Source organism: Paenibacillus aurantius, assembly GCF_032268605.1.
GTDB classification, from domain to species: Bacteria; Bacillota; Bacilli; order Paenibacillales; family NBRC-103111; genus Paenibacillus_AO; species Paenibacillus_AO aurantius.
The window spans coordinates 3,366,042-3,378,230 of sequence record NZ_CP130318.1 but is presented as its reverse complement, the minus strand read 5'-3'; the positions used below and the strand labels follow the sequence as shown (position 1 = coordinate 3,378,230).

At 54.8% G+C, this 12,189-nt stretch carries 9 protein-coding genes; 8 read left to right on the top strand and 1 reads right to left on the bottom strand.

Annotated features, from left to right (window positions below):
• Nucleotides 1-15 precede the first annotated feature (15 nt).
• The gene (locus MJA45_RS15065; protein WP_315602736.1) at nucleotides 16-885 is read left to right on the top strand and encodes a carbohydrate ABC transporter permease; all 870 of its coding nucleotides are present in this window, start codon (nucleotides 16-18) and stop codon (nucleotides 883-885) included.
• A gap of 63 nt (nucleotides 886-948) precedes the next feature.
• Here the strand turns inward: MJA45_RS15065 and MJA45_RS15060 are convergent, their stop codons facing one another.
• Nucleotides 949-1,581: an SIMPL domain-containing protein gene (locus MJA45_RS15060; RefSeq protein ID WP_315602735.1), complete on the bottom strand. Its 633-nt coding sequence runs from the start codon at nucleotides 1,579-1,581 to the stop codon at nucleotides 949-951.
• 234 nt (nucleotides 1,582-1,815) lie between these two features.
• On the opposite strand from MJA45_RS15060, the gene MJA45_RS15055 reads away from it, so the two are divergent.
• The 7 genes from MJA45_RS15055 (at nucleotide 1,816) to MJA45_RS15025 (ending at nucleotide 12,187) form a co-directional block, all read left to right on the top strand.
• On the top strand, nucleotides 1,816-3,462 hold the full coding sequence (locus tag MJA45_RS15055) for an extracellular solute-binding protein (protein WP_315602734.1): 1,647 nt from the start codon (nucleotides 1,816-1,818) through the stop codon (nucleotides 3,460-3,462).
• Between the two features lie 107 nt (nucleotides 3,463-3,569).
• The gene (locus MJA45_RS15050; RefSeq protein WP_315608031.1) at nucleotides 3,570-4,427 is read left to right on the top strand and encodes an ABC transporter permease; all 858 of its coding nucleotides are present in this window, start codon (nucleotides 3,570-3,572) and stop codon (nucleotides 4,425-4,427) included.
• 15 nt (nucleotides 4,428-4,442) lie between these two features.
• A complete protein-coding gene (locus tag MJA45_RS15045) occupies nucleotides 4,443-5,330 on the top strand; it encodes a carbohydrate ABC transporter permease (protein ID WP_407083044.1) in 888 nt (295 codons plus the stop codon).
• Nucleotides 5,331-5,369: 39 nt separating this feature from the next.
• On the top strand, nucleotides 5,370-8,351 hold the full coding sequence (locus tag MJA45_RS15040; protein ID WP_315602733.1) for a family 78 glycoside hydrolase catalytic domain: 2,982 nt from the start codon (nucleotides 5,370-5,372) through the stop codon (nucleotides 8,349-8,351).
• 110 nt (nucleotides 8,352-8,461) lie between these two features.
• Entirely contained in the window at nucleotides 8,462-10,210 is a 1,749-nt protein-coding gene (locus MJA45_RS15035; RefSeq protein ID WP_315602732.1) for a sensor histidine kinase, read from the top strand.
• Nucleotides 10,203-11,873, top strand: a complete 1,671-nt coding sequence (locus MJA45_RS15030) for a response regulator (RefSeq protein ID WP_315602731.1) — start codon at nucleotides 10,203-10,205, stop codon at nucleotides 11,871-11,873. The genes MJA45_RS15035 and MJA45_RS15030 overlap by 8 nt, the downstream gene beginning before the upstream one ends.
• Nucleotides 11,874-12,028: 155 nt before the next feature.
• A complete protein-coding gene (locus MJA45_RS15025) occupies nucleotides 12,029-12,187 on the top strand; it encodes a hypothetical protein (protein ID WP_315602730.1) in 159 nt (52 codons plus the stop codon).
• Nucleotides 12,188-12,189 lie beyond the last annotated feature (2 nt).

Here is a 12,189-nt window from a genome sequence, read left to right as displayed (position 1 = left end):
AGAAAGGAGGCGGCCATGCCCGCTTACCGGTCGGACCGTTGGTTTTCTTTCATCAACGGGACCTTTTTTATCGTGCTCTGTTTGACGATGATCTCTCCTTTAATCCATCTGGCCGCGGTCTCGCTAAGCGAAGCCCGCTACGCCAACGCCAAGCTCGTCTATTTCTGGCCCAAGGGCTGGAATACCGAAGTCTATTCGATGATCCTCGGGATGGATAACCTGTGGAGGGCGATGGGGGTAAGCGTCTATATTACCGTCCTTGGAACACTGATTTCTCTCGTCCTGACGTCTACCATCGCTTATGCCTTATCCCGTCCGTCCATGCCGGGGAGAAAAATCGTGCTTCGCGGGATCGTCGTCACCTTTATTTTTTCCGCGCCCCTCATCCCGAACTATCTGCTGGTTCGGTCTCTCGGAATGGAGAACACCCTGTGGGCGCTCATGATACCCGGAGCCTTGTCGGCCTTCTACGTGATCATTATGAAGACGTTCTTCCAGGGCATTTCAAGCGAAATGTTCGACGCCGCCAAGATGGACGGCTGCAGCGAATGGGGAATTTACGCCCGGGTGGCCATCCCCATGTCCCTGCCGGTCATTGCCACCATCGCCTTGTTTCATGCGGTAGGCCAGTGGAACTCTTACTTCAACGCCCTGCTGTATATTCGCAGCAAGGATCTCCTGCCCCTTCAGGTGCTCCTGCGCAATTTGGTCATGGAGGAGCAAGCTAGCAATATGGCCAGCAGCGCCGAGGTGTCGCTTGTCATGACGCCGGAGATGCTGAAGGCCGGCATCACGCTATTTGCCACGCTGCCGATTCTGATCGTCTATCCCTTTCTGCAAAAGTATTTCGTGAAAGGGGCCTCGCTCGGTTCGTTAAAGGAGTAAGCCACCTGCGAAAAGAAGGAGCTGACCTCAATAGAGGCCAACTCCTTTTTTTATGTTCCGCTTTCAGGAGATGGGGTACGTAACACGCACCGAAGCGGTGATGGAAATCTGCCCGGGCTGGATCGGGGTGGCCGCTTCGCTTTTGGCATACAGGGCGGCGGAGTAGGGGACCGGGCCGGAAGCGGGCGGAAGCTCCTGAACTTCACAGGGAAGGGCCGGAAGTGGAATGCGCAAGGTCACCGCGATTGCTTCCGCTTTCTGCCGGGCGTTGCGGATGGCGAGGGACAATGCCTCCTGAACGTAGGCCTCCCGGTGCTTAACATCAAAGGAAATGCTGCTTACGTTGTTGGCTCCTTGCGAAACGGCGGTGTCGACGATTTGGCCGGTCAGGCCGATTTCCCCGTTCTCGATTCGAAGCAGATGCGTTACCTTATAGCCCCGGAACACGGCCTTGCCGTCGGGGTAATCGTACTGGGGCTCAATCCGGTAGTCCGTCGTCTGGATGTTTTCGCGCGGAACGGATAAGGCCAGCAGGGAGCGGATTATGGTCGAAACGGTAGCGGCATTCTCGGCCTGGACCTTTTGCAGCTCCAAGCCTTGCGAGTCCACGCCAAGTACGATCACCGCCTCGTCCGGAACCGCATTCACCTTGCCTACCCCGATCACCTCTATCACATTCGGGCAATGCTCTTTCATCTGGGGACTCCTTTCGCCATGGACCTGGTCTATTTAAATGTATGGGGAGAACAGGCGGCTCATTCAAGGGCTGGTAAATCCGTTTGTTAACGGGAGTTTAATCTTTTGTGCAGGGCCACGAAAGGAGGTAAAAATTCTACACGGGATGTAAAGATGTTATTCTAGCCCGGTCCACCGGACTTCGTCTACACTAGCATCATATCCCAAATTGAAAAGGAACAGGGGGAATATCATTTGAAACGTTTGGCTTATCACGCTGCCCTATTGGCAGGAACCATGCTGGCGGGGAGCCTCCTGGGCGCTTGCTCCCAAGGGAACGAGGAGAAACAGAGCGATGCCGCTCCAACGGAGCAGAAGGATCCCAATGCCAAGTTCGATCCGCCGATCAATGTAAGAATGGTCCTGTCCCAGGCCGTTAACACGACTTTCCCGGAAGGCGATTCCATGAGCAACAACTTGTGGACGCGCACGCTGCTGGAGGAAACCGGCATCCAGATCAAGAGCGACTGGACGGTGGACGAGACGCAATATAACGAGAAGCTGAACGTGGCTATCGCTTCCGGTGAGCTTCCGGACGTCTTCCAGGTGACCCCCACCCAGCTGCAGCAGCTGGTGGATTCGGATATGTTGGCCGATCTGACAAAGGTCTACAAGCAATACATATCTCCGCTCGCCGACGAGAAGCTTCGGGAAGACGGCAACATCGGCATCAACTCCGCGACGTTCGACGGAAAATTGATGGCGCTTCCCTATACGACGGCGGCAATGGACGGAGCAACCATGGTGTGGCTCCGCAAGGACTGGCTCGACAATCTGGGGATTCCCGAGCCGAAGACGATGCAGGACGTTCTGGCGATCTCCAAGGCCTTCAAGAACAACGACCCCGACAAGAACGGCAAGAACGATACGGTGGGGATCGGCTTCCGCAAGGATATCTTCAGCGCTTTTGGCGGGATGACCGGGTTCTTTAATTCGTACCATGCCTACAAGAACATGTGGATCGCCGATCCCAAATCGGGAGGGCTTGTCCAGGGCCTGATTCAGCCCGAAATGAAGCAGGCGCTCGCCAAGCTTCAGGAGCTGTATAAGTCGGGGGAGATCGAGAAGGAATTCTCCGTCAAAGGAACCCCCCAGCTTCAAGAAGACATTGCCACGGGACGCGTGGGGCTGGTGTTCGGGGCCATGGCGGACCCGCTGTCTAACCTGAACAAATCGATGAAGAACGACCCGAAGGCGGTCTGGGAATGCTATCCGCTGCTTTCCATTGACGACAAGCCCGTCAAACCGCAAATCTCTTCCTCGCCTCCGGTTTACTTCGTGGTCAACAAGAACGCCAAGCATCCGGAAGCCATCATGAAGATGATGAACCTCTGGGTGGAGAAATGCTTCGGCAAAACCGCCGACGGCAAATTCGATTACGACAACGGGTTTCCGTCCCACAAGTATTTTACCGTTCGGACTTACGGCGCCCGAAAGAATCTGAATAACTACTTGAATATTCAAGAGGCTCTGAAGACGGGAGACACGAGCAAGCTTAACCCGGGACAGCAGCTCAATTACGATCAGGTTAAGAAATACCTGGGCGGGGACAAGAGCTACTGGAACTACGCCAAAATCTTTGGACCCGAGGGCTCGCTTGGAATCGTTAACAAGTATTTCAACGAAAAGCTTCTTCTTCCTGACGCTTATTACGGCATTCCGACCAGTACCATGGTCAAAAGAAGCAGCACGACCGGGGACTTGGTGGAGCAGACCTTCATGAAGATTATTATGGGTGCTCCGATCGATACCTTCGATTCGTTCGTCGAGAACTGGAATAAGCTCGGAGGCGCGGAAATCACCAAAGAGGTTAACGACTGGTACGCGAAACAGAAGAAATAAAGGAGGCGGGCAACATTCGTACAGAGGTTAAGGCATGGCAGTCAGGCAGCCGAACGGCGCGGATCACAAGGAGAGGCTCCTTGTATTCGCGCTGGCCTCTTCATCTCATGTTCTTACCGGGGGCCTTGCTGCTATTAATTTATCATTACGTTCCCGCCTTCGGGTTCGTTATCGCGTTTCAGAACTTTGTACCGGCCAAGGGCATCTTTCATTCGAAATGGGTAGGCTGGGATAATTTCACTTTCCTGCTGCAGCTTCCCAATTTCTATCAGGTCGTGTTCAATACGCTGTATATTTCCGTCATGAAAGTGATCGCCGGCCAAGTGGTTCCGATCGCGGTTGCGATCCTGCTTAACGAGATGAGGCTGAGATGGGTTAAGCGCAGTGTGCAAACGTTGATTTATTTGCCGCATTTTATGTCCTGGGTCATCCTGGGAGGGATTCTGATTGACATTCTGTCCCCCACCAAAGGAATCGTCAACCAGGTGATCCGGGCGTTCGGTGGAGAACCGATCTTCTTTCTGGGGACCCCTTCCTTGTTTCCCTATGTGCTCGTAGGCTCAGACTTATGGAAGGATTTCGGCTTCAGCACCATTGTTTACCTGGCCGCCCTGACGAGCATCAACCCCAACCTGTACGAAGCGGCCGTGGTCGATGGAGCAAACCGCTGGAAGCAGATCGTGAACATCACTTTACCGGGGATGGCCCCGGTGATTATTTTGATGGCCACCTTAAGCCTCGGCCAAATTCTAAATGCGGGCTTCGAGCAGGTCTTCAACCTGTACAGCCCTACGGTTTATGAGACCGGCGATATTATCGACACGCTCGTCTACCGGATGGGTCTCGTACAAGCCCAATACGCCCTCGCGACGGCGGTCGGCTTCTTCAAATCCATCGTCTCGCTGCTGCTTATTTCCACCTCGTATTATCTCGCCTACCGGTTTGCCAACTACCGGATTTTCTAGAAAGGAGGAGCGGACTTGGTTGAAACCAAATCATGGACGGGAAGAGTGCTTTCTACCGCCAACTATGTTTTGATGATCGCTTTGTCGCTGTTATGCATCCTTCCCTTGATCCATATCGCGGCCATATCGTTCAGCTCCAATCTGGCGGCTTCCTCCGGGCAGGTGAGCTTGTGGCCGGTTGATTTTACTACGGATGCGTACCATTTCGTGCTGGGCAAGCCGGATTTTCTCCACTCGCTGGCCGTTACCTTGAAGAGGGTTGCTATCGGCGTGCCGATCAACCTTCTGCTCACCTTGCTGATGGCGTATCCCTTGTCGAAGGAGCAGAGGGTGTTTCCCTGGCGGACGGCCTATGCCTGGTTCGTCGTCTTTACGATGCTGTTTCACGGGGGGCTCATTCCGCTGTATATGACGGTCCGCGAAACAGGGATATTGAACACCATCTGGGCCCTGATTCTGCCTGGGGCGGTACCTGTCTTCAACGTGGTGCTCGTGCTCAATTTCTTTCGTCAGCTTCCGAAGGAGCTGGAGGAGGCGGCCTTTATCGATGGGGCCGGCCACTGGACAATGCTCGCGAAAGTCTTTGTGCCGCTGTCCCTGCCCGTCTTGGCCACGATTACCCTGTTCTCCACGGTCGGCCACTGGAACGCCTGGTTCGACGGGATGATCTTCATGAAATCACCGGAGCATTACCCCTTGCAAACCTATTTGCGCACGATTATCATCAAGCTGGATTTTACTTCGCTCGGCTCGGAGGACGCGATCCGGGAAGCGGAGAATATTTCCGAGCGGACGACGAGGGCGGCGCAAATCTTTCTAGGTTCCCTGCCGATCCTGCTGGTCTACCCCTTCCTGCAGAAGTATTTTATGAAAGGGATGGTCCTCGGCAGCGTCAAAGGATAAAATAGGAAAAGAAAAAACACCAAGGAGAGAAACGGTCAGATGAACTCAGTGAGAACCGAATGGCACGCCCATTGGATATGGGGCGGAACGGAGGAGAGTCCGCGCAATCAATGGCGGTGCTTCCGCAGAACCTTCGAGGTACCCGTTGAAGGCTGGAACGAGGGAACCTTATCGATTTCGGCGGATTCCCGCTATGTTCTCTATGTGAATGGAGAGCAGGTCGGCCGCGGGCCCTCGCGCAGCTGGCCGAGCGAGCAGTCCTATGACACTTATGAGGTCGGTCATCTGCTCCGGCCCGGACAGCCGAATACGATCGCCGCGCTCGTTCAGCATTTCGGGGTTTCCACCTTCTATTATATTCGGGGAAGGGGAGGGCTTCTCTGTCAGCTGGAGCTAACAGGTGAATCCGGCAACAGCTTCCGGATCGGAACCGGTGAAGGCTGGCTTACCTCCCGGTACCTCGGTCAGGATGAAAGAGCACCGCGGATGTCCTGCCAGCATGCTTTTACCGAGAAGGTGGACGCCCGGGAGTGGGACAGCGGCTGGATCCAGCCTCACTACGAGGACAATCACTGGGAACTGGCCTCCGTCATAGGCGAGGTAGGGATGAAGCCTTGGGATTCGCTCGTCCCGAGATCCATTCCTCAGCTGACAGAAGAATCCGTCCATCCCTCTCGCATTGAATCGTTAAGCCGGGTCGTTCCCGTGCCATGGTCAGGATGCATCGATATGCGGAATCAGATGATCCCGGGAAGTGAGAGCGATGCAAACGCTTACCGTTACGCGGGCTATGCCGGAACCTCCATACGGGTGCGGGAAGCGTGCGAAGCCGTCATTGTCTTCTCTTACACTCCCCCTCATTTTCAGGGGATGGTGCTGAATGGTAAGCGATATGGAAAAACGGATTTTGAGGCTGTCCGTTCGGAGAAATGGGTACGGGTTGCTTTGGAGAAAGGGGACAATCTTCTCCTCATGGCCCTGGCCGGTGACGACCACGGTAGAGGGATTTTCATGGGCTTGGACTGCCCGGTTCCGTTCGAGCTGGTCTCCCCGTTAGAAGACCCGAGTCCGGGCCTGTCTCCTTTCTTCTCGATAGGTCCTATGGTCAGCTACGAATACATCGACCATCAGTACAGCCAGGAGGATCGAAGAAAGCAGGCCCTCATCACCGCCTGCGGACGGAACGAGCTTCCCGGGCCGGAATATGGGGAGGAGGGCAGTCGATTGGTTTCGGCTTACCTTGCCGCCGGGCAAGCGGCCAGCCGGGAGGAGCTGTCGGCTTTCCGGGAGTGGATCCGACCGGTTCCGGAAGCCTTCGTGAGCCAGGAATCGCTGCGCACGCTCTGCTCCTGGAAGAAGGAAGAAGAAGCGATGCCCGTTCCCGCTCAACTTCAGTCTATCGTGGCCGCCAATTCGGCCCCGGGCGTGATTCCTGTCTATGAAACGGGGGATACCGAATTCATCGTTGATTTCGGGCGCCAGTTGTCCGGATATGTAACCTTTGAGGTGGAAGCCGAGGAAGGAACCATTCTGGATCTGTACGGCTTCGAGTACATGAGGGACGGTTGGATTCAGCATACCTATTACCTGGAGAACACGCTGCGCTATGTATGCCGGGAAGGCCGCCAGCGGTATACCTCCCCCATCCGCCGGGGCTTGCGTTATTTGATGGTCACGGTGCGGGGAGCGGGCAAGCCGGTCCCATGCTACGGCATCCGCATGGAGCTTAGTCATTTTCCGGCACCGGAGATCGGCAAGTTTCACAGCTCCGACTCTGCACTAAATGAAATCTGGCGGATCAGCCGGCATACGACGAAACTGTGCATGGAGGATACCTTTGTCGACTGCCCGGCCTATGAGCAAACGTTCTGGGTAGGTGACAGCCGCAACGAAGCCCTTATCGCTTATTACCTATTCGGGGCGGAGGAAATCGTTAAGCGCTGCCTGGAGCTGGTTCCCGGCTCGAAGGACCAGTCGCCTCTCTTTGCCGACCAGGTGCCTAGCGGATGGAGCAGCGTTATTCCGAACTGGACGTTCTTCTGGGTTAACGCGTGTGTGGAATATTACGAAAGAACAGGTGATCTTGGCTTCGCGGCCAGCATTTACCCGCATGCCGCCTACACGCTGGATCATTACCTGATGAAGCGGGACGAGCACGGGCTTCTTTCCCTCGATGCGTGGAATTTCCTGGACTGGGCCCCAATCGACCAGCCAAGAGAAGGGATCGTCTCCCACCAGAACATGTTTCTGGTCAAAGCCTTGCAGGGAGGCGCCCAGCTGGCTTCCCTGGCCGGTGATACCGCAAAGGAAGCGGAATATACAACCGCCGCCCGGAATCTTGCGGAATCGATCAACTATCATCTGTGGTCGGAGGAGAAGCAGGCTTACCTGGATTGTATCCATGCGGATGGAAGGAAGTCCACCATCTTCAGTATGCAGTCCCAGGTGGTAGCCCTGCTCTGCGGAATTCCGGAAGGCGGAAGGAAAGCGGAACTCGAACGGATGCTGCTTACCCCGCCTGAGGACTTCGTTCCGATCGGCAGTCCGTTTATGTCCTTCTTCTACTACGAAGCGCTTGACCAGGCGGGATTATACAAGACGATGATCGAAGACATCCGCCAACAGTATGGCGAGATGCTGGAATACGAAGCGACCACCTGCTGGGAGATGTATCCCAAGAAGAAGGACGGCCGGACGGATGAACACAACTTGACGAGAAGCCACTGTCATGCCTGGTCAGCCGCGCCTGCCTACTTCCTCGGCGCCGTGGTACTGGGAGTTCGAAGTTCCACTCCGGGATGGCGCAAAGTCATCGTGGAGCCGAACCCTTGCGGACTCACATGGGCACGGGGCAGTGTTCCGTTGCCTGAAGAAGGCCGAGTGGATGTATCCTGGAAGGCCGGGGCCGACGGCAAGCTGCACCTTCAGGTATGGGTTCCGGAGACCGTAGATGTGGAGGTGCGCCTTCCCGATGGGGTGGAGGGCACCGTTGAAGTCCATCGTCAGAGCCGCAGGACGTAAAGGGCGAATGGCCGATTCTGCGTAAGGACCATGAAACACAGAAGGGAATGTCCTCGCCTAAACAGGACATTCCCTTTTCGTATGGAAAGGGTAACGGAAGGGGGGAGACCGTGAAATTACCTGTTTCGCTTTCCAGCCTGTACGCCAAGCTTATTCTAGCCTTTCTTGTTGTGTTGACCCCCGTCTATATCATCAGCTTGAAGATGAACGAATACGGAGAACTGACGGTTCGCAAGGAGGTGGAGAATTCCATGAAATCCCGGGTCCACTTCTACATTCGCCTCCTGGAGAATGAATTCACCCGCATCGTTCATATGCAGAAAGAGTTCATTAACGACCGGGACCTCCGCAAGGCGAGCATGGCTTTCTCCATCATGAGCGACATCGAATTCAGGGAAACGGTTTATGCGCTTAACGCCCGGTTGAAGGCCATGATGAATTCCAGCGTGTACATGTCGGATGCCGACTTGTTTCTTCCCGCTGAGAGCCGCCACCTGTCGGCCGTCTCCTTCTACGACAAGCTTCCTGTGGAGGAGTATGAAGCCTTGAAGACGGTAAGCCGTCATCCCCATAATCCTTTTGTTTATTGGAAGAACCGTCTGTTCGTAAGCTTTCCTTATTCGGATCTGGCCTTAATCAACGAGGAAGAGCCGATCTTCCTGCTAAGTGCGGAAATTTCCCAAAGCGAGCTGACCGAGGTTCTGAACCGTATGAAGATTGACAGCGGCGGCGGGGCGATGATCATGGGCAGCGGGGGAGACTGGTCGGTCACCAGTGACGATGCCAATCCGGAAGCAAGAGAAACGGTGCTCCCGCTGCTGCAGCAGGATAAGGAGCCGGAGAACGAGTTTCGCGTTGTGGAGATGGGTGGCCGGCGGAACTGGATGGCTTATGAGAAGTCGCCGACTCTCGGGATCACCCTATTCATGTACATGCCGGAGGAAGACATGCTCGGGTCCCAGGCGAAATACCGGCAGTGGTTCTGGATGCTGTCCGGTATCTCGATTCTGGTGGTCATTTTCTTCTCCTATTGGATTTTCCGGCAAATTCATCTGCCGATGAAGAGGCTGGTCCGTGCTTTCCGGCATGTGGAAGAGGGGAACCTGACGATCGAAATCCGCAACAAACGCTCGGATGAATTTCATTACCTGTACGGGAAATTTAATGAGATGGTTCGAAGGATCAAGGAACTGGTCCACGAGGTGTACGAGCAGAAATACCGGGCCAACCTTTCCGAGCTGCGTCAGCTTCAATCGCAAATCAGCCCCCATTTTCTGTATAACAGCTTCTTCATTCTGTCCCGCATGGCCAAGTACGAAGAATATGAGAGCATCCGAAGGCTTTCTCAGTATCTGGGGTCCTACTTTAAATTCGTCACCCGAACGCATATGGAGGAGGCACCCTTGGACGAAGAAGTGAATCATGCCCGTACTTATGTCCAGATCCAAACCTTCCGCTTCGAGGAACGGATTCAGGTTAGTTTCGGCGAACTTCCCGAACGCTTGGCGGGGATGAAGGTTCCGCGGCTGCTGATCCAGCCTCTCGTGGAGAATGCGTACGAGCACGGCCTTAAGAACAAGATGAGCGAGGGGCGGTTGTCCGTTGAATTTGTGGATGAGGAAGAGCGGTTGATCGTAAAGGTGGAAGATAACGGGGAGGGTCTATCGGAAGAGGACTTTGCCGTCCTTAACGCCAAGCTCACGAACCTGGATGAAGATATGGAGACGACCGGCCTGGTCAATGTTCACCGGAGGCTTGTCCTTCGATATGGAACGCCAGGGGGACTCCGGCTGACCAATTTCCAGGGAAAGGGCTTCGGAGTCGAGATGATCTTACCCAAGGAGGCGCCTCTTGTATAACTTATTGATTGTAGACGACGAACCGAAAATTGTTCATCTGCTGTATGAGCAGCTTCAGGACTGGCGGGGGGCGGAGCTGGAGGTGTACCGCGCCTATTCGGCACCGGAAGCGCTGGCTCTCATCGAATCCATTAAAATTCATATTGTCCTGACGGATATTCACATGCCCGGCATGGACGGATTGGAGCTCCAATCACGAATCGCCCGGCTGTGGCCGCGCTGCAAGGTCATCTTTCTGACCGGCTACAACGACTTTGAATACGCCCAACAGGCGATCCGCAACGGTGCCTTTGATTTTATTCTCAAGATTGAAGACGACGACGCCATTCTCGCCTCGATCAACAAAGCCATTAACGCACTAAAGGGAGAAATGGTGATCGATCAATACATGTACAAAGCGGAACAGCAGCTGAAAGCGGCAAGGCCGGCACTTCAGAAGGAATATCTCTGGAATCTCCTTCAGGGAGAGCTGCCGGCTTATCACGTTCATGAGGAGCGATTCCGCGAGCTCGGGCTTCCGCTGGATCCTCATGAAGAGGTCCTCTTGGTCACCGGGCGGGTGGACCGCTGGCCGGAAGGGATCTCTTCCTCCGATAAAACGCTCCTGATGTATGCGGTCGAGAATATCGCTTCGGAATTTATGACGGAGACGCGGCATGCCTTCTGCTCCTACCAATTCCAGCCGTGGGCCTGGTTCATTCAAGCTTCGCCGGCGGAGAATTCCGGACATCCGGTGGATTGGGCGGCCTGTATGACCCGGGTGCTCGGGTCGTTGTCGGACATCCAAACTGCCTGTGAGCAGCTGCTCAAGCTTCCGCTTTCGCTGGCGGTCGGAAAGGCTCCTTGTCCTTGGTCCATGGTCCCGGTTACCTATCTGCAGGCCCAGCGAAAGCTGTGGCGTGGGTTGGGGGTCGGGAAGGAGCTTGTCATCCAGGAGGTAGGAGGCGACGATTCGGCAGCGGAATCCCCCGTCAGGGAAGACAAGACCAGGCAGGAGCTTATTCTTCATGTGCGTAAAGCGGGAAGGCTCCAGGATCACCTGGAAAGCGGTCAGCGGGAGGAATTTTACCGGGTGCTTGGGGAGGTTGCGGAGTTTGCTCATACACTCATGGGTATAGAAGAGGGCAAGCCTCTCTTGGTCGAGCTTCAGCTCGCTCTGTGTGCTGTGCATCTTTCCTATCTTAACCAGACGGATATGTTTAGCGAAGTCTCTCCGCATTATAACCTCGCCCCCTTGATCGGCCAAGCGTCTTTCCGCTCCTGGGAGGAGGCAGAGCTCTATTTCGCCAGGCTGGCGGAATTGCTTTTCTCTCTTAAGGGCAGCGAGCAAAAGGACCGCACGGGGAGAATTATCACCGCCGTACATGACTACATCGAAGCCCACCTCGACGACAACCTGTCCCTTGATGTACTCGCGGAGCATGTCTATCTTCATCCGGCGTACCTTTCCCGGCTATACAAGCAAGCGGCGGGGCAGCGCCTTTCCGATTATATCAAAAGCGTCCGGATCAAGAAGGCGAAGGAGCTGTTAACCGATGACCGGCTCAAAATCCATGAGGTGGCGGCACGGGTAGGCTTTGAGACCTCCTATTATTTCTCCAAGGTGTTCAAAAAGGAGATGAAGGTAACTCCGCAGGAATACCGGGACCGTCTAGCCAAGTAAGAGGGAAGGAAAAGATGTAAAAATAGTACACAAGAAGTTAAAAGGTTAATCTACAGCCTCCCGGACAGGGGGGCTATACTTTCGTTATACCGAAGAAAAGGAGGTGACCAGGGAAAGGGATGCAGGAGCAACCGGGTAATCGGCAGCGAAAATTTGTGAGCGGTTACACGTTTTTTGAGGAGGTGGCGAAGCAGAATCCTAACGGGCGGATTGCCGTCGCAGGTCATTTGAATATTGAAGGAGAGTGGATCTCCGTTGAAGCGAACCAAGCGAATGGAGGGGGAAAGGATGAAGGCTGCGCAAGGAAAGAGTAAGC